Below are 17,017 nucleotides of genomic sequence, written 5' to 3'. Positions count from 1 at the left end.
ATCAGCTCCGCCGCACGGCCGCTCCCGCCGGCGCAGCAGATCGGCTATCAACCCCCTGGGCTCTCACAATGATCGAGGGAACAGAGGGGGGGCACGTCACTCTGCGCCAAGCCTCCAACTTTTCGGCCGCATCCGCAAGCGTCAGGAACCGTCCGCGGGGTGGCGGTAATGGTGACGACCACCTGGGGCAACTGTTGCGGTGCGCCTCCTCGGCCATACCAGGGCAGCGGGCGAGGCGAAAGCGACGGCGAGCGCCGCCCGTCAAGCGGAACGCGTGAAAAGCGACATGACGATGAATCCCCGATAGAGGAACGTATAATGTTATTACGTATAGTTCAGGTCAAGCGCTCCCAAGCAAAAAAGGGCGGCGTTGTAATAAGCGCCGCCCTTCTGTACTCGGACCTGAATCAGAACCGATAGGCGACGCCGACGCGCAGGTTGCGGCCCGGCAGGGGGGCGATGTCCTTCAGGAAGGAGACGTGTTCGCGCGCCTCCTCGTCGGTCAGGTTCCGCGCCTCGGCGAACAGGGTCACGTTCTGCTGGGGGAACGGCCGCACCGCCGCCGACAGGTTCAGCAGGGTGTAGTCGTCCGTAGGCAACTCGAACTCGTTGGCGACGCGATCCTGTTCACCGACATGGCGGATCTCGCCGCTGACGTCGAATCGCGTCGAAGTCCAGGCTAGGCGGCCAGTAAGGGAGTAGGGCGGAATCCGTGCGGCGGGGCCGAAGTCGGTCTCGGCGTGGACATAGTCGGCCGCCCCTTCCAGCGAGAGCTTGCGATCGCCGTCCTGCCACAGGGCGTAGGCACCCTCCAGTTCGAAGCCGTAGAATTTCGCGTCGGTCTGAACGAAGCGATAGACGGGGAAATACTCGTCCTCTTCCTCGAAATAGAACTGCTCGCCAGTCGGCCGCTCGTCGATGAAGCCATTGTACCAGGAATGATAGACGTGAAGATCGCCCGTGAACCGGCCGCGGTCGTAATGGGCGGTGCCTTCCAGCGTCGTGACCTTTTCGCTGTACAGGGTCAGGTCGCCGGTCTCATAGGCGGCGGTGGCGATGTGGACGCCGTCTGCGTACAGCTCGACCTCGCTGGGCGCCCGTTCGTTGTGGGCCAGGCTGAGACCCAGGAACAGGCCGGGCGCCGGGCGCAGGAAGGCGGCGGCCGAGGCGGACCAATTGTCGAAGGTGCGATCGACCTGGCTGGTCCCGCCGATGGGCGTGCCGGACAGTTCGCGCCGATCATAACGCAGTCCCCCTTCGAAACCGTGGTTGCCCCGGTCCAGACGCTGGACCGTATAGACCCCGACCTCGTCGATATCGACGGTGGGGACGAAGGCTTCCTCGCCTATGGCCTCGAAGTTGCGCGACAGGGCCTGCACGCCCAGGGCCCCATTCCAGCCGCCGCGCTGGCGCTGAACCAGGTCGGCGCGCGCCTCCCAGCCGTCGGAGTTGAAGACGGTGCCGGGTTCGCCGACGTCCTCGAACTCCGTGTGGGTGTACTGGGCATGGCCGTAGGAGCCGCGGATGGCCGAGAAGGGACCGTCGTCGAACCGATATTCCCCGCGCGCGTCCCAGCGCTTCTGATTCAGCTTGATGAAGACCGATTCCTCGGCGACCGTGCCGTATTCGCTATCGGTGTTCTTGTAGGAGACGCCGGCGAAGCCCTTGTCGCCGATATAGGCGCCGCCGACGCCCCAGGTCTCCAGGTCGGTGTAGCTGTTCGGTTGCTTGCCGCCGTCGCCGCGCGCGATGCCTTCGGCAGCGGCGAGACGGGCCGAGATGGCCGGGGCGGGGATTTCATAGTCGTCCGTCTTGCGCTTCACCGCATCGACGTTGAAGGCGAAGTTCCCGGCGCCGGCCGTGACGCGGGCGAAGCCGCCGCGACCGTCGTCGACGCTGGAGGCCTGGGCTGAGACGACGCCGTCGATGCCGCCTTCCGGAATGGCGGTGGGAATGCGGTCGTCCAGCACATTGACCACGCCGCCGATGGCTGAACCGCCATAGACCAATGTGGCGGGGCCGCGGATGATCTCGATCCGGTTGGCCTCGGCGGGGTCCGTCGCCACGGCGTGGTCGGGCGAAACCGAACTGGCGTCGATCAGGCCGATGCCGTTGGTCAGAACTTGGACGCGCGGACCGCTCAGACCGCGAATGACCGGGCGGCTGGCGCCGGGGGCGAAGTCGGTCGAGCGGACGCCGGGCCGACCGTTTAGCAAGTCGCCCAACGAGGCGGCCGGGGCGGTGGCCAGGGTTTCCTCGTCCAGTATGTCGGTGGCGATGACCGCCGCGCGCTGGCTGACGCCGTAAGGGGCGCCGGTGACGACGACGTCGTCCAGCGTCGTCGGCGCATTCGCGGTCGGCGGGGTCGATTGGGCGGCGGCCGCGCCGACCAGGACGGTTGAGCCGACCGCAGCCAGAAGCAGCGAACGCAGGGCGGGGGAGGAACGCATGGCGATGACCTTCGAGGGAGGGAGAAGATGTGTTATGAGATAACGTCACGACCGGTCAAGCCGGTCTTGGCGTTCCTGGCCCTTGTGCGGCTCGAAAGGCACGCCGAGGCGCTCGCCCGATCGGCTCATGATGCGTCGATTTTTAGGAAGAATGGCGCACCCGACAGGATTCGAACCTGTGACCTCTGCCTTCGGAGGGCAGCACTCTATCCAGCTGAGCTACGGGTGCGTGCGCGGCGTTACGCCGGAAAAGGCCGCTTACAGCATGGCGCGGGCGGCCTCAACCTGAATAAGCGTCCGACCGTCTTTCAGGGCCGGGACGAGGCCAGACCGGCAAACGGCGGGGCGCTTACTGCGCCGTCATGCCGCCGTCGATCTTGAACTCGGCGCCCGTGACGAACTTGGATTCGTCCGACGCCAGATAGAGGACGCACCAGGCGACGTCGTCGGGCTCGCCGATCCGCTTCAGCGGAATGCCGCGCGCCAGGCGTTCGTGGGCCTTGCCCTCGTCCCCGCCGGCCATGGCGATGAAGGGGTCCAGGATCGGCGTCTTGATGAAGACCGGATGCACCGAGTTGCAGCGCACGTTCCAGTCGGCCTTGGCCGCCTCCAGCGCCAGGGTCTTGGTGTACATCCAGACGGCGGCCTTGGTGGCGTTGTAGGCGCCCATGCCGGGAGCGGCGGCCAGGCCCGCGATGGACGAGATGTTGACGATGGAGGCCGGCGCGGCGGCGCGCAGATGCGGCATGGCGTGTTTGGCGCCCAGCATGATGGAGCGTAGATTGACCTCGTACTGACGCTGCCAGTTCTCGATCGTGTCCTGTTCGACGAAGGCCAGGGGCCCGCCGACCCCGGCGTTGTTGACCAGGACCGAAAGCCCGCCCAGGTCGGCGACGGCGGCGGCGATCACCCTCTCCCAGTCGGTCTCGCTGGCCACGTCATGGACATAGGCGAAGGCGGCGCCGGCGATTTCCGCATTGATCCGCTCGGCCAGGGCCCGGATGCGCGGGCCATCGATGTCTGTCACGGCGACGCGGGCGCCTTCGCGCGCCATCATCAGGGCCATGGCCTCGCCCAGGCCGCCGGCGGCGCCGGTGATCAGGACGGTCTTGCCGGCCACGCGGCCGGTGCGGCCGCTCATGACCGCACCCCCATGCCGGCGGCCGCGGCGTCGATGAAGCGGGCCAGGGTCGCGTCGCGCTCGGTGACGCCGCCGGCGTCGTGGGTCGTCAGCACGATTTCGACGCGATTGTAGACATTGGACCATTCGGGATGGTGGTCCATCCTGTCCGCCATCAGGGCCACCCGGGCCATGAAGCCGAAAGCGGCGTTGAAATCCTCGAAGGTCAGGCTCCGTTCGATGGCGGGCCGCGCGCCGCCGGCCGCGCGCCAAGCCGGCAGGCCTTTCAGGATTTCCGCAACGTCCGAGCGGGCGTCTGTCATGGATGTTTCCTCTTTTTCCCTTGGCGTAAGGCGCCCGCGCGCGGCCGGCAAGCGTCGGGAACATCTGGCCAAGCTTGGGCGTTGATCTCCCGGTTCAAGCGTGGCTGTGCGTTTAGGCGAAGCCGGTAAAACCAGGCCGAGGAGATGAGGATGGACAATCTGTGGATCGGCGCCCTCGACGCGGCCGACCGAAGGCGGATCGAACCGCATCTGAAACAGTCCGCGATCACGCGCGGCCAGATGCTGTACGATGCCGGCGAAGCGGTCGACCAGGTCTGGTTTCCGATCAAGGGGGTCGTGTCGCTGATGACGGTCCTGCCCGACGACAAGATGGTCGAGACCGCCGCCATCGGTCGCGAAGGCCTGATCGGCGTGACGTGCGGACCGCTGAACGCCCGCGCCGCCAGCCGCGCCATCTCCCAGCGCGACGGCCTGGCGGCCTATTGTTCGGCCGAGGTGTTCGGCGAGGCGCTGGACAGGAGCGAGAGCCTGCGTCTGGCCCTGGCGCGCTTCACCGAGGGATTGATGGCCCAGGTCCAGCAGGCCGCCGCCTGCAACGCCCAGCATCGGTTGGACGAGCGGCTGGCGCGATGGCTGCTGACGCTGCACGACCGGGCCGAGGACGACCGTTTCGAACTGACCCAGGCCGACATCGCCGGAATGCTGGGCGTGCGCCGCGCCACCGTGTCCGAGGTCGGATCGGTGCTGGAGGGCAAGTCCCTGATCCAGCGCGGGCGCGGCTGGGTCAAGGTCCTGGACCGCGACGGACTGGAGGCGGCCTCCTGCGGCTGTTACGGCCTGATGCGCGACGTGATGAAGGATCTGGAGCTGCCGCGACCGGAAGCGGCCTGATCGCCGTTCTGATCGGGTGACGGCGGCGCGGCGACGCGCTAGACGATGGACATGACCGACGCCTCCTCCCACGGCCCGCATTCGCAGGGCGATCGTTCCTCCTTCGGCTTTCGCGACGTCGATGCGCGCGAGAAGGTGAGGATGGTGCGCGGGGTCTTCGATTCCGTCGCCTCGAACTACGACGTGATGAACGACCTGATGAGCGTGGGCGTCCACCGCATCTGGAAGGATATCGCCGCCGCCAAGCTGAACCCGCGTCCGGGCGAGACCATTCTGGACGTCGCGGGCGGCACCGGCGACATGGCCCGACGCTATTCGAAGATGGCGCGCGCGGCTCAGGAGCGGCGGGGCGGCGAGGACGCCAATGTCGTCGTGCTGGACTACAACGCCGAGATGATCCTGGCGGGCGTGCACAAGGGCGGCGAGCCGGAAATGAGCTGGTCGGTCGGGGACGCGATGAACCTGCCGCTGCCCGACGCCTCCATCGACGCCTATTCGATCAGTTTCGGCATTAGGAACGTGGCCCATATCGACAAGGCCTTGGCGGAGGCGCGTCGCGTGCTGAAGCTGGGCGGCCGGTTCCTGTGCCTGGAGTTCTCGCGGCCCACCACCGCGCCGATCCGCAAGGTCTATGACGCCTGGTCCTTCCACGCCATTCCGCGCATCGGCGGCTGGGTCGCCAAGGACCGCGACAGCTATCAGTATCTGGTCGAGAGCATCCGCCGCTTCCCCGACCAGGCGGCGTTCAAGGGGATGATCGAGGACGCCGGCTTCCGCCGCGTCTCCGTGACCAATCTGTCGGGCGGGATCGCCGCCATCCATCACGGGTGGGCGATCTGACCAGCCGCATCTATCGCACGGCTCCGCCGCCGCCGGCGACCGTGGCGGTGCACAACCCGGTCGCGGCCTTTCTGCGGCTGCTGGGCTGGCTGTGGGTCCTGGTGCGCCACGACGCCCTGGTCCCGCGCGAGGTGACGCCGCTGCTGCCCGCCTGGTCGCGGCCGTTCGCGCGCTTCGTGCAGATGTTCTCGGGTCGCGCCGGGCGGCAGGGGCGGCCGGGCCAGCGGCTGGGCGCCGCCTTCGAACACCTTGGGCCGGTGGCGATCAAGCTGGGCCAGGTCCTGGCCACCCGCGCCGACATCTTCGGGCTGGCGTTCGCGCGCGACCTGGGTCGGTTGAAGGATCGGCTGCCGCCCTTTCCTTTGGAGGAGGCCCGACGCGAGATCGAACGCTCGCTGGGCCGGCCGGTCGAAAGCCTGTTCGTCGACCTTGAACCGCCGGTCGCCGCCGCCTCCCTGGCCCAGGCGCACCGCGCGACTCTGGCCGACGGCCGGGCCGTGGCGGTCAAGGTGCTGCGCCCGGGGGTCGAGCGTCGCGTGGCCAACGGGCTGGATTCGATGCGGCTGGCCGCCGCCCTGGTGTGGAAGCTGGTTCCGATGGCGCGCCGGCTGGAGCCGCAGGCCTTCGTCGAGACCATCGCCAACTCCCTGGACCTGGAGCTGGACATGCGGCTGGAGGCCGCCGCCGCCAGCGAAATGGCCGAGGTCATGGCCAAGGACGGCTATATGTCCGCCCCCGCCGTGATCTGGGACGGGGTGGGCAAGCGGGTGCTGACGCTGGAGTGGGCGCAAGGCGTGCCCATGACCGACCCGGCGCTGATGGATCTGCCGGGACTGGACAAGAACCAGCTGGCCGACAATGTCGTGCGCGCCTTCCTGGTCCAGGCGCTGGACCACGGCGCCTTCCACGCCGATTTGCACGAGGGCAATCTGTTCGCCAGCGCGCCCGCCCATCTGACCGCCATCGACTTCGGCATCGTCGGGCGGCTGGGTCCGGCCGAGCGGCGCTATCTGGCCGAAATCCTGTGGGGCTTCATCAGCCGCGACTACGACCGGATCGCCCGTGTGCATTTCGAGGCCGGCTATGTGCCCGCCCACCATTCGGTCGAGACCTTCGCCCAAGCCCTGCGCGCGGTGGGCGAGCCGGTGATCGGCCGCGCCGCCAGCCAGGTGTCGATGGGCCGGCTGCTGGGCCAATTGTTCGAGATCACCGCCCTGTTCGACATGCGGCTGCGCCCCGAACTGATCCTGCTGCAGAAGACCATGGTCTCGGTCGAGGGGGTGGCGCGCCGCCTTCAGCCCGACCACGACCTGTGGAAGGCGGCCCAGCCGGTGGTCGAACGCTGGATCCGGCGCGAGCTGGGACCCCAGGCTCAGGCCTGGGACGCCCTGAACGAGATGATCGCCGCCGCTCGCGCTCTCTCTCGCCTGGTGCAGGAACCGCCGCGCCCGACCACGGTGGTCATGGAAAAGTCGGGAACTCCGGCTTGGCTGGCGGTTTCCGTCACGGTCGCGGTTATCGCGGCGCTGACGGCCCTGGGCCTTTCGCTCTGGCCCTATCTGACCTGACCGGAGCCCGACGACCATGCACACGATGCTGACGAAGACCTTGGTGAGCGCAGCCCTGATCCTGACGCCCGCCCCGGCCCTGGCCCAGGCGGCGGCCGCGTCCGTCCCCAACGCCTTCGACCGCCCGGGGCAGACCCAGCCCCAGACCCCCGCCCAAGCGGCGCCGGCACGGCCGGTCGCCCCCGCGACGGCTTCGGCGCCGGATGTCGCGCGCGCTGAAGAAGCCCTTCGCGGCGTGATCGCCGACGTTCAGGGCGGCGGCTTCGACTATGCCGATTTCACACCCAATCTGGCGACGCAGATTCGCGCTCAGGCCGAGCAGGTCACAGCCCTGATCAAGGGCTTCGGTGCGGTGAAGACGGTCGAATATGCGCGTCAGGAGGGGGAGGCGCAGCTGTTCAAGGTCACGTTCGACAACCAGGCGACCGAATGGCTGATCGGCTTCGACGCCGACGACAAGATCGCGGCCCTGCTGTTCCGCCCGGCCGAAAGCTGATCCTCAGTCGAGAGCGGGCTTGCCTCGCCCGGACTTGATGGCGCCGCGACTGGTCTTGGCTTTCAGCCGTCTCTCCTTCGAGGCCTTGGTGGGACGGGTCGGCACGCGAAAGACCGGCCGGACCGAGGCGGCGTCCACCATCTCCTGAAGCCGAGCTATGGCGTCGGCGCGGTTGCGCTCCTGGGTGCGGAACCGCACGGCGTTGATCAGTATGACTCCCTCCTGCGTCAGGCGGCTTCCCGCCAGCTTCATGAGCCGCGTCTTGACCGGCTCGGTCAAGGAGGGAGAGCGCCTGACGTCGAACCGCATCTGAACGGCGGTCGCCACCTTGTTCACGTTCTGGCCGCCGGGGCCGCCGGCGCGGTAGAAGTGAAACTCCAGTTCGTCCTCGGGAATGACGGCGGTCATGACGCGGTCCTGCGCGCCTTGACCACGGCCTGGTCCAGCGCCTGGAGAAAGCGCGAGCGGTCGGCGGCGGAGAATGGCGGCGGGCCGGACGTTGCCACCCCCATCGACCGCAGATGCTCGCCCACCATCCGCCCGGCCAGCGCCGATCCGATCGAATCCTGGGTGAAGGGCTGGCCGTTGGATTTCAGCGCCTGGGCGCCCGATTTCAGGCAGCGGTCGGCCAGAGGGATGTCGGCCGTGATCACCACATCGCCGGCCCCGGCTCTTTCGGCGATCCAGTCGTCTGCGATGTCCGGCCCGGCGTCGACCACCACCTGTTCGATCAGGGCCTCGCGCGGGACCTGCATCCAGGCGTTGGAGACGACATAGGTCTTCAGCCCGTAGCGGCGCGCCACGCGATAGACCTCCTCCTTCACCGGGCAGGCGTCGGCGTCGATGTAGAGGACGGTGGGCATAGGCGTGACCTAGCGCGGACAGGGGCGAGCGTCACCTGTGTCTCGCCGGCTCCCCTTTCAGGCGACGGAACAAGGCGGACATAAAAAGGGCGGGACCGAACGGCCCCGCCCCTCCGCTCAAACCGAACCGGCCGTCAGTTGCGATAGGCCGGCGGCATCGGCGTCTGTTGACGGTAGCGGTCGCGCAGCAGCAGCGGGCGGCTGGCCAGCGGCTGTTCGACCCCGTTGACGAAGATGACCGAGGGCTGGCTCAGCGGCTCCAGCGGATCGCCGGACCAGACCACCACGTCGCCGGCCGCGCCCGGGGCGATCTGGCCGAACTGGCCCGCCATGCCGAAAATCCTGGCCGGATTGACGGTCAGGGCCGCGATGGCGGCCTGATAGGGCAGGCCGTGCGAGACCGCATTGCCGGCGTTGTAGCGCGCGTCGCGGGCGCGGTGGGTCGACCCCTCGTTGCCCTTAATGGCGATCAGCACGCCGGCCGCGTTCAGGGCCGCCGCATTCTCCATCCGCGCCGCCCGCATCTCGAAGTCCGAGGGCAGGTTGTCGATGGGATTCAGCAGCACCGGCACGCCGGCCGAGGCGATATCGCCCGCCACCAGCCAGCCCTCCTCTGCGCCGTCCAGGATCAGCTTGATTCCTTCCTCGCGCGCCAGTCGCAGCACCTGCTGGATGTCGGACGCCCGGTGTACGGTGACGATCAAAGGCAGGGTTCCATCGGCGACCGGGATCAGGGCCTCCAGGTCGGCCCGCGACAGGCTGAGATCGCGCAGCGCCGCCCGGTCGTAGGCGGCCTTGTTGCGGGCGTAGAGCCTGACCTCCGCCATCGTCTCCTTGAACAGGACGAACTGGGCGCCCCGAGCGCCGCCGGCGACCGCCGCCCCCGCCTCGCCGAAGGGGGCGACCATGGCCACGCGCGGCTTGACCAGGATGTCGGCCCCGCCGCCCGCCAGATCGGGGCCCAGGTTGATGACGGCGGCCTGACCGGCGAACAGGCCGGGCGTCTGATAGCCGCCGTCGCCCACGCCGGCCGTTTCGTCCTCGTGAACATGGCCGCCCGACGACCCCGGATGCTGGGGCACGACGACCGCGCGGGTGATCCCGCCCAGACGCGCCACCGGCAGGGTGAAAGACCACGGATCCAGGCCATAAGAGACATCGAAGGCGGCCGACAGATTGTTGGCGGCGTTCCTCAAGGCGTTGGTTCCGCGAACAGAACTGACCTCCGCGCCGGCCAGGCCCGAATCCACGGCGACGAAGCCGGGGGCGACGGTCTTGCCCGCGGCGTCGATCACGCGCGCGCCGGCCGGGGCGCCGCCGGCGCCGACCGAGACGATCTTGCCGTCGCGCAGCACGACCGTGCCGCTTTCGATGACCGAGGTTCCGGTCAGGATGCGCCCGCCGACGATGGCTACGGTTTCCTGAGCGAAGGCGGGCGCGGCGAGCGCCAGGGCCGCAGCGGCGCCGGCGAGAATGGACGACAGGCGCATCAGCGGGCTCCTTCCCGGACGTTGGCGGCGGCCAGCCCATAGCCGGGCTGGCCCAGTTCGAAGTCGCTGGTCGGCTGATAAGCGGGGTTCGCGCGGTCGAAGGTCAGGGCGCCGTCGACGAAGACCTGGTCGGCGCGGGCGTAGATAGAGAAGGGATCGGCGCTCCAGATCACCACGTCGGCGCGCAGGCCGGGTGTCAGCGACCCCGTCTGATCGGCGATGCCGATGGCCTTGGCGGCGTTGGAGGTGAACCAGCCGATGGCGTGTTCTTCCGAGATGTTCAGCCCGGCGCGGCGGCCTGCCGACAGGGCGGCGGCGGCCTCCTGGTTCAGGCGCTGGGTCAGAAGCGCGTCGTCGGAGTGGATCACCGCGCACGATCCGGGCTGGGCGTCGACCAGGGCGGCGTTCTCCTCGATGGCGTCCAGGGCCTCCATCTTGAAGCCCCACCAGCCGGTCCACATGGCCGCGCAGATGCCGTTCTGAGCCAGTTGCGGCGCCAGCTTGTAGGCCTCGGTCGCGTGGTGGAAGGTGGCGATGCGGTAGCCGAACTCCTTGGCCATATCCATCATCAGCGCCATCTCGTCGGCGCGGTAGCAGTGGTTCTGGATCAGGATCGAACCGTCCAGAACGCCCGCCAGGGTCTCGTTCTGCAGGTTGCGGGTCGGGGCCGTCCCTTCGCCGGTCTCATGCCACTTGTCCCATTTGGCCTTGTATTCGCGCGCGGCGATGAAGGCGGCGCGATAGCCGGCCATATTGCCCATGCCGGTCGCCGGGCTCTGGTTGCGAGACCCGTAGACCCGCGACGGGTTTTCGCCGCAGGCCATCTTGACCGTATAGGGGGCGGCCGGGAACTTCATCCCCTGCATGGTGATCGACGGCACGTTGCGGATGGTCACGCCGCGCCCGCCGAACAGATTGGCCGAACCGGGCAGGATGTGCATCGTCGTGACGCCGCCTGCGCGGGCGGTGTTGAAGCCGGGGTCCTGCGGCCACAGCGAATGTTCCGCCCAGACCTGGGCGGTGTTCGGACTGGTCGCCTCGTTGCCGTCGCTCATGCCCTGAACGCCGGGCGAGGGATAGACGCCGAGGTGGCTGTGGACGTCGATGACGCCGGGGGTGACGTAGCGGCCGCGCGCGTCCACGACCTTGTAGCCGGCCGGGACGGGGGTGGAGGCGTCGCCGACGGCGGCGATCCTGCCGTCCGTGACCACGACCACGCCGTTGTCGATCTTGCGGTCCGTGCCGGTCAGGACGGTGGCGCCGACCACGGCGAAATTCTCGCGCGGCAGCGGCTGGTAGGTCGAGGGATAGGGATCCAGCGTCGTCGCCGGGTCCAGCCCTGCGGCCAGGGTCCGATCCCGCGACGGCTTGGCGGCGGCCTGGTCGCCCGGTTGGCCCGTCGTCGCGCAGGCCGACAGGCCCAGAACCGCACAGCTTATGGCCGCGAGGCCGGCGCCCCGCAGATGATTTCCGATCATCGAATCCCCTCTTGCCGACGACGCGCCAGCCCGACGTGTCTTTCCGGTCGACATAGAAGGGTGTTCGGCCCGGACCGTCAAAAGGTTTTGCGCCTTCTCTGGACGCCTTCTCGCACGGCGGCTAACGGCAGGCGGATGAGCGCTGAAGACAGTCCCCAGGACGCCACCCCCCGCCTGGACCGCCCGCTGCGGTCGTTCGGCCGCATCAAGGCCCGTCCGATCAAGCCGCGCCAGGCGGCCCTGATGGAAACCCTGCTGCCCGCCATCGCCGTGCCGGACCCCAAGGCCGGGCCGCTCGACCCGCAGGCGATGATGCCCGAAGCCGCCGAGGTCTGGCTGGAGATCGGCTTCGGCGGCGGCGAACATATGGCGGCCCAGGCGGCGAAACGACCCGACGCCCTGGTGATCGGCTGCGAGCCCTTTCTGAACGGGGTCGCCTCGGCCCTGCGGCATGTGGAAGAGGGCGGGCTGAAGAATGTCCGCATTCACGCCGACGACGCGCGCGACCTGATCGACGCCCTGCCCGACGCCTCGGTCGACCGCGTGCTGATCCTGTTCCCCGATCCCTGGCACAAGGCGCGCCACAACAAGCGCCGCCTGCTGCAGGACGAGACCGCCCAGGTCTTCGCCCGCATCCTGAAGCCGGGCGGAACCCTGCGTTTCGTCACCGACTGGCTGGACTACGCCGAATGGGCGCTGGAGCGGTTGGAACGGACGCCGGGGCTGGAGCGCATCGGTCCAGAGAACCAGAGTGAGGCCGACCAGGACTGGTTCGTCCCGCCCGCCGACCATGTCGTGACCCGCTACGAGGAAAAGAAGCTGGGCGACACCGCGCCGATCTTCCTGCAGTTCAGGCGGGTCTGAACAGAAGAGGGCTGACAAGCGGTCGTGAAGCGCCTATATGGCCCTTCACATCGTTAGACCGGCGTCCAACGGCGTCGTTCCAAGCGGCGGCCCGGACGGACCGCCGCTTTTGTTTTGGATATTCGTCGCTTGCGCGCAAAGACCGCCCAGGATCGCCAACTGCTTGAGCTGATCGACCCCATCGCGGGCTCGCTCGGCCTGGATGTGGTGCGCGTGCGCCTGATGTCCGGCGCCAAGCGCCAGCGGCTTCAGATCATGGCCGAGCGCCCGACCGACCACGACATCTCGGTCGAACAGTGCGCCAAGCTGAGCCGCGCGGTGTCCGAGGTGTTCGACGCCGCCGATCCCATCTCCGGCGAATATCTGCTGGAGGTCTCGTCGCCCGGCGTCGACCGGCCCCTGACCCGTCCCATCGACTTCGATCTGTTCGAGGGCGAGGAGGCACGGCTGGAGACCGATCGGATGATCGAGGGCCGTAAACGCTTCAAGGGCGTGCTGGCCGGGTTCGAGGGTGGAAACGTCCTGATCGACCTGGACGGCGAGGAGGACACCGCCCTGATCCCCTTCGACTGGCTGGCCGACGCCAAGCTGGTCCTGACCGACGCCCTGATGAAGCGCGGGGCCGCCATCCGCGCCGCGCGCGGCGAACCTGAAGACGACGGCCTGCCCGAAGGCGGGGCCGATCAAATCACCGACACCACGACCCCTTCTGAGGACAACGCCTGATGGCCGTCACCGGTATTTCCGCCAACCGCCTCGAACTGCTGCAGATCGCCGACGCGGTCGCCCGCGAAAAGAACATCGACCGCGAGATCGTGATCGAGGCCATCGAGGAGGCGATCCAGAAGGGCGCCAAGTCGCGCTACGGCGCCCACCACGACATCCGCGCCAAGATCGACCACAAGACGGGCGAACTGTCCCTGACCCGTCACGTCACCATCGTCGCCGACGACTGGGCGCCGGAAGACGAGCTGGAAGAGTTCAACGACAGCGCCATGGTGCGTCTGAAGGACGCCCTGAAGCGCGACCCCGAGGCCGAAGTCGGCAAGGAATACGTCGAACAGCTGCCGCCGTTCGAATTCGGCCGCGTCCAGACCCAGATGGCCCGTCAGGTCGTGACCGGAAAGGTGCGCGAGGCCGAGCGCGCCAACCAGTACGAAGAGTTCAAGGATCGCGTCGGCGAAATCGTCAACGGCACGGTCAAGCGCGTCGAATACGGCAACACCATCGTGGATCTGGGCCGGGGCGAGGGCGTGATGCGCCGCGACCAGTCCATTCCGCGCGAAGTGTTCAACATCGGCGACCGCATCCGCACCTACATCTACGACGTCCGGCCCGAGGCCAAGGGCCCGCAGGTCATGCTGTCGCGCGCCCATCCCGGCTTCATGGCCAAGCTGTTCGCCCAGGAAGTGCCCGAGGTCTATGACGGCGTGATCGAGATCCGCGCCGCCGCGCGCGACGCCGGCTCGCGCGCCAAGATGGCCGTGCTGTCGAACGACAGCTCCATCGATCCCGTCGGCGCCTGCGTCGGCATGCGCGGCTCGCGCGTTCAGGCGGTCGTCGCCGAACTGCAGGGCGAGAAGATCGACATCATCCAGTGGAACCCCGACGAGCCGACCTTCATCGTCAACGCCCTGGCGCCCGCCGAGGTCTCCAAGGTCGTGCTGGACGAAGAAGCCGGCCGCGTCGAGGTGGTCGTGCCGGACGAGCAGCTGTCGCTGGCCATCGGCCGTCGCGGCCAGAACGTGCGCCTGGCCTCGCAACTGACCGGCTGGCAGATCGACATCATCACCGAGGCGCAGGATAGCGAGCGCCGCCAGCGCGAGTTCAGCGAACGCACCGCCCTGTTCCAGGAAGCCCTGGACGTGGACGAGGTCATCGCCCAGCTCTTGGTCACGGAAGGCTTCGCCACGGTGGAGGATCTGGCCTATGTCGACGCCTACGAAGTCTCCGAGATCGAGGGCTTCGACGAGGAGACCGCCGAGGAGCTTCAGGCCCGCGCCCGCGAATATCTGGACAAGAAAGCCGCCGAGCTTGACGCCAAGCGCGTCGAACTGGGCGTCGAGGACGCCGTCCTGGACGTGCCCGGCGTCACCCTGGCCATGGCCGTCGCCCTGGGCGAAGGCGGCGTCAAGACGGTCGAGGACCTGGCCGACCTGGCCACGGACGAAATCCGCGGCGGCTATGAGGTCAGGAACGGCGAGCGGGTGAAGGTCCCCGGCGTGCTGGAAAGCTTCAACCTGGCCCAGGAAGACGCCGAACTGCTGATCCTGCAGGCCCGCGTGGCGGCCGGCTGGATCGACGCCTCGGAACTGCCTCAGCCGGAACCCGAAGAGTACGAAGACGAGGGCGACTACGCCGATGGCGAATACGATCCGGACCAGGTGTTCGGCGACGCGCCCGCAGCCGGTGACGCGGAGGTCCTCGTCGAGGACGGCTCCGAACCGTCGAACGCGTGATGGGAGACCTGGCCGCATATGAGCTTGCGCGACGCAACGATCGATAGGGAACGCCGCGACCTGGTTTCGCATCAGGTCATGGATGAATCTCGTCTGATCCGTTTCGTCGCCGGGCCCGATGGCCAGGTGGTTCCCGACCTGGGCAGGAAATTGCCCGGCCGCGGCCTGTGGGTCGAGGCCAGCCGCGCCTCCGTCGAGGCGGCGGTCAGGAAGAACGGCTTCGCCCGCGCGGCCAAGACCCGTCTGAACGCCCCGGCCGACCTGGCCGATACGGTCGAACGGCTGCTGGCGAAGCGCTGTCTCGACCAACTGGGTCTTGCCCGGCGCGAAGGCGTTCTTATATCCGGCTTCGAAAAATCCGCCGCGAACCTGCGTTCCGGCAAGGCCGCCTGGTTGATCGAGGCCGCCGACGGGGCGGCTGACGGGCGCGCAAAGATGCTGGCCCTGGCCCGTCATCAGACCGCCAAGGTCTGCGGCGCGTTCACGGCGGACGATTTGAGTTTGGCCCTTGGGCTGGAAAATGCGATACACGCCGTCCTGCTTGCGGGCGGACGCGCCGATCGCTGGACCATCGAGGTCGAACGACTGGCTGGATTTCGGCCGCTTTGCCCTTCCCACTGGGAGGTTTCCAGTGGCGAGGGCGGACCGGCGGGAGCGCTCCCCCCAGGGGCGAGCTGAGGATTTTGACGGCCGAGGGCCTGTCTCCAAGGGCGGAGACGGGCTCACGGTCGTTCATGGGTATTGGATGACGACGGCGGGATTTTCCGCCCCGAGTAAAGCGACCGGATGAGCGACGAAAACGACAAGACCAACCAGGGCCAAGGCGCGGGACAAGGCAATGCGGGGGGCGCGCCCTCCCAGTCGGGGCCGCGCGCCCCGCTGAGCCTGAAGCCGCGCGCCGCGGGCTCGGTTTCGACCGGCACGGTGAAACAGAGCTTCAGCCACGGCCGTTCCAAGACGGTGGTGGTCGAGACCAAGCGCCGCCCCGGCGCCGGCGGTCCGCAACGGCCGCAGGGCTTCGACGTCGCACGTCCGCAGCCCGCCGCCCAGGCCGCGCGTCCGCAAGGACCGCGTCCGTCGCAACCCGCCGGCGGCGCCCTGTCGGCCGAGGAGCAGGAAGCGCGTCGTCGCGCCATCGCCCTGGCCACCCAGGCCAACGCCGTCAAGGCCGCCGCCGAGGCCGCCGCCAAGGCCGCCGCCGACGCCGCCGCGCGCGAACAGGCCGCCGCCACGGAGCGCGCCGCCCAGGCCGCCCGCGACGAAGCCGCCGCCGCCAAGGCCGCCGCCGAGGCCGCGCGCGCCGAGGCCGCCAAACTGGCCGCCGCTGCGCCCCAGCCCGCAAAGCCTGCGCCCAAGCCGGCCGCGCCCGCCGCTTCGACGCCGGCCCCGGCTCCGGCTCCGGCCTCCAGCCCGGCGACCCCAGCCGCAGCCTCCGCTGCGCCTGCCGCTCCCGCCCGTCCGGCGGCTCCGGCTCGCCCCGTGGTCAACTTCGGCCAGCGCGTGCCCAAGCCGGGCAATCCGCAACGCACCCCGGCCGAACGCCCCGCGTTCGGCGGCCGTTCGGCGCGCGAACAGGCGATGGGCGGCGGAGAGCGGTCCTATTCGGACCGTCCGCAACCGACCGAGCGTCCGCAGAGCGATCGCCCGCAAGGCGCCCGTCCGGGCCAGCGTCCGCAAGGCGCCAAGCCGGCCGAGCCCGTGCGCTATTCGGCCCTTAATCCGCGTCCGGCCCCCGGCGCCGCCCGGCCAGGCGGCCCGCGCACCGGCCCCGGCGGCCGCGCCGCGCCCAACGCTCCGCCCGCCACGCCGGAAGTGGCCCGCCCCAGCCGCGCCCCCGGCGCCGGCTTCGGCCGCCCGGCCGGTCGCGACGACGACCGGGAGAAGCGCTTCTCCGACGCCGGCAAGGCGGTCAGCCGCACGCGCGGCGAGCCCAAACGCCGCGAAGGCCGCATGACCATCCAGTCGGTGGTCGGAGACGGCGACGCCGCCGAACGTATGCGTTCGCTGGCCTCGGTCCGCCGCGCTCGCGAACGCGAGAAGGAAAAGCGCAAGGGCGGGTCCACCGACGCGCCGAACCGTCCGCGCGAAGTGGTCATCCCCGACGTCATCACCGTGCAGGAACTGTCCAACCGGATGGCCGTGCGCGGCGTCGACATCATCAAATTCCTGATGCGTCAGGGCATGATGATGAAGATCAACGACGTGATCGATTCC

The 17,017-nt window shown here is 68.9% G+C and carries 16 protein-coding genes and 1 tRNA gene; 9 read left to right on the top strand and 8 right to left on the bottom strand.

The features are described 5' to 3' along the window. Positions 1 to 407: 407 nt before the first annotated feature. The 4 genes from DI624_RS14545 to DI624_RS14530 all read right to left on the bottom strand — a co-directional run bounded on the left by DI624_RS14545 (position 408) and on the right by DI624_RS14530 (position 3,893). The gene (locus DI624_RS14545) at positions 408 to 2,450 is read right to left on the bottom strand and encodes a TonB-dependent receptor (RefSeq protein WP_291539920.1); all 2,043 of its coding nucleotides are present in this window, start codon (positions 2,448 to 2,450) and stop codon (positions 408 to 410) included. 152 nt (positions 2,451 to 2,602) lie between these two features. Continuing rightward, positions 2,603 to 2,679: transfer RNA gene (locus DI624_RS14540), tRNA-Arg, on the bottom strand. 120 nt (positions 2,680 to 2,799) lie between these two features. Continuing rightward, positions 2,800 to 3,591 carry an SDR family oxidoreductase gene (locus tag DI624_RS14535; RefSeq protein WP_291539919.1) on the bottom strand — a complete coding sequence of 264 codons (792 nt, stop codon included), beginning with the start codon at positions 3,589 to 3,591 and terminating at the stop codon, positions 2,800 to 2,802. Continuing rightward, positions 3,588 to 3,893: a 4a-hydroxytetrahydrobiopterin dehydratase gene (locus DI624_RS14530; protein WP_291539917.1), complete on the bottom strand. Its 306-nt coding sequence runs from the start codon at positions 3,891 to 3,893 to the stop codon at positions 3,588 to 3,590. Before DI624_RS14530 ends, DI624_RS14535 begins: the two co-directional genes overlap by 4 nt. A 150-nt stretch (positions 3,894 to 4,043) precedes the next feature. Between DI624_RS14530 and DI624_RS14525 the strand changes: the two genes are divergently transcribed. From DI624_RS14525 to DI624_RS14510, 4 genes are read left to right on the top strand one after another with little or no spacing between them, the layout of a single operon-like run. Next, complete coding sequence (locus DI624_RS14525) at positions 4,044 to 4,745, top strand: Crp/Fnr family transcriptional regulator (protein ID WP_150824093.1); 702 nt, start codon at positions 4,044 to 4,046, stop codon at positions 4,743 to 4,745. Between the two features lie 51 nt (positions 4,746 to 4,796). After that, complete coding sequence (locus tag DI624_RS14520) at positions 4,797 to 5,585, top strand: class I SAM-dependent methyltransferase (RefSeq protein ID WP_291539914.1); 789 nt, start codon at positions 4,797 to 4,799, stop codon at positions 5,583 to 5,585. Continuing rightward, on the top strand, positions 5,573 to 7,153 hold the full coding sequence (gene ubiB, locus DI624_RS14515; protein WP_291539912.1) for a 2-polyprenylphenol 6-hydroxylase: 1,581 nt from the start codon (positions 5,573 to 5,575) through the stop codon (positions 7,151 to 7,153). The genes DI624_RS14520 and ubiB overlap by 13 nt, the downstream gene beginning before the upstream one ends. Positions 7,154 to 7,196: 43 nt before the next feature. Then, positions 7,197 to 7,649, top strand: a complete 453-nt coding sequence (locus tag DI624_RS14510; protein WP_291539910.1) for a hypothetical protein — start codon at positions 7,197 to 7,199, stop codon at positions 7,647 to 7,649. Between the two features lie 3 nt (positions 7,650 to 7,652). On the opposite strand, the gene arfB is transcribed toward DI624_RS14510, so the two are convergent. The 4 genes from arfB to DI624_RS14490 all read right to left on the bottom strand — a co-directional run bounded on the left by arfB (position 7,653) and on the right by DI624_RS14490 (position 11,480). Further along, positions 7,653 to 8,057, bottom strand: coding sequence for an alternative ribosome rescue aminoacyl-tRNA hydrolase ArfB (gene arfB, locus DI624_RS14505; RefSeq protein ID WP_150824089.1), 405 nt, complete (start codon positions 8,055 to 8,057; stop codon positions 7,653 to 7,655). Continuing rightward, complete coding sequence (locus DI624_RS14500; protein ID WP_291539907.1) at positions 8,054 to 8,512, bottom strand: YaiI/YqxD family protein; 459 nt, start codon at positions 8,510 to 8,512, stop codon at positions 8,054 to 8,056. Before DI624_RS14500 ends, arfB begins: the two co-directional genes overlap by 4 nt. A gap of 134 nt (positions 8,513 to 8,646) precedes the next feature. After that, positions 8,647 to 10,002 (bottom strand): amidohydrolase family protein, encoded by a 1,356-nt coding sequence (locus DI624_RS14495; protein WP_291539905.1) that lies wholly within the window; start codon positions 10,000 to 10,002, stop codon positions 8,647 to 8,649. Further along, positions 10,002 to 11,480, bottom strand: coding sequence for an amidohydrolase (locus DI624_RS14490; protein ID WP_291539903.1), 1,479 nt, complete (start codon positions 11,478 to 11,480; stop codon positions 10,002 to 10,004). The genes DI624_RS14495 and DI624_RS14490 overlap by 1 nt, the downstream gene beginning before the upstream one ends. Before the next feature lie 135 nt (positions 11,481 to 11,615). On the opposite strand from DI624_RS14490, the gene trmB reads away from it, so the two are divergent. The 5 genes from trmB to DI624_RS14465 form a co-directional block, all read left to right on the top strand. Further along, entirely contained in the window at positions 11,616 to 12,344 is a 729-nt protein-coding gene (gene trmB, locus DI624_RS14485; protein WP_291539901.1) for a tRNA (guanosine(46)-N7)-methyltransferase TrmB, read from the top strand. A 129-nt stretch (positions 12,345 to 12,473) separates the two neighbouring features. Further along, on the top strand, positions 12,474 to 13,070 hold the full coding sequence (gene rimP / locus DI624_RS14480; protein ID WP_291539899.1) for a ribosome maturation factor RimP: 597 nt from the start codon (positions 12,474 to 12,476) through the stop codon (positions 13,068 to 13,070). Further along, complete coding sequence (gene nusA / locus DI624_RS14475) at positions 13,070 to 14,803, top strand: transcription termination factor NusA (protein ID WP_291539897.1); 1,734 nt, start codon at positions 13,070 to 13,072, stop codon at positions 14,801 to 14,803. Before rimP ends, nusA begins: the two co-directional genes overlap by 1 nt. An 18-nt stretch (positions 14,804 to 14,821) precedes the next feature. Next, positions 14,822 to 15,481 (top strand): RNA-binding protein, encoded by a 660-nt coding sequence (locus DI624_RS14470; protein ID WP_291539896.1) that lies wholly within the window; start codon positions 14,822 to 14,824, stop codon positions 15,479 to 15,481. Between the two features lie 108 nt (positions 15,482 to 15,589). Beyond that, on the top strand, positions 15,590 to 17,017 hold a 1,428-nt coding region (locus tag DI624_RS14465; protein WP_291539894.1), incomplete at its 3' end, for a translation initiation factor IF-2 associated domain-containing protein.

The organism is Brevundimonas sp., assembly GCF_003248455.1.
In the GTDB taxonomy this organism is placed as follows: Bacteria; Pseudomonadota; Alphaproteobacteria; order Caulobacterales; family Caulobacteraceae; genus Brevundimonas.
This window is presented reverse-complemented; position numbering and strand designations above follow the sequence as displayed.

What these genes read in the sequence shown, in the direction of transcription:
- DI624_RS14545 (WP_291539920.1), bottom strand. Translation starts at nt 2,450, where the DNA reads ATGCGTTCCTCCCCCGCCCTGCGTTCGCTGCTTCTGGCTGCGGTCGGC.
- DI624_RS14535 (WP_291539919.1), bottom strand. Translation starts at nt 3,591, where the DNA reads ATGAGCGGCCGCACCGGCCGCGTGGCCGGCAAGACCGTCCTGATCACC.
- DI624_RS14530 (WP_291539917.1), bottom strand. Translation starts at nt 3,893, where the DNA reads ATGACAGACGCCCGCTCGGACGTTGCGGAAATCCTGAAAGGCCTGCCG.
- DI624_RS14525 (WP_150824093.1), top strand. Translation starts at nt 4,044, where the DNA reads ATGGACAATCTGTGGATCGGCGCCCTCGACGCGGCCGACCGAAGGCGG.
- DI624_RS14520 (WP_291539914.1), top strand. Translation starts at nt 4,797, where the DNA reads ATGACCGACGCCTCCTCCCACGGCCCGCATTCGCAGGGCGATCGTTCC.
- arfB (WP_150824089.1), bottom strand. Translation starts at nt 8,057, where the DNA reads ATGACCGCCGTCATTCCCGAGGACGAACTGGAGTTTCACTTCTACCGC.
- DI624_RS14500 (WP_291539907.1), bottom strand. Translation starts at nt 8,512, where the DNA reads ATGCCCACCGTCCTCTACATCGACGCCGACGCCTGCCCGGTGAAGGAG.
- DI624_RS14495 (WP_291539905.1), bottom strand. Translation starts at nt 10,002, where the DNA reads ATGCGCCTGTCGTCCATTCTCGCCGGCGCCGCTGCGGCCCTGGCGCTC.
- DI624_RS14490 (WP_291539903.1), bottom strand. Translation starts at nt 11,480, where the DNA reads ATGATCGGAAATCATCTGCGGGGCGCCGGCCTCGCGGCCATAAGCTGT.
- trmB (WP_291539901.1), top strand. Translation starts at nt 11,616, where the DNA reads ATGAGCGCTGAAGACAGTCCCCAGGACGCCACCCCCCGCCTGGACCGC.
- nusA (WP_291539897.1), top strand. Translation starts at nt 13,070, where the DNA reads ATGGCCGTCACCGGTATTTCCGCCAACCGCCTCGAACTGCTGCAGATC.
- DI624_RS14470 (WP_291539896.1), top strand. Translation starts at nt 14,822, where the DNA reads ATGAGCTTGCGCGACGCAACGATCGATAGGGAACGCCGCGACCTGGTT.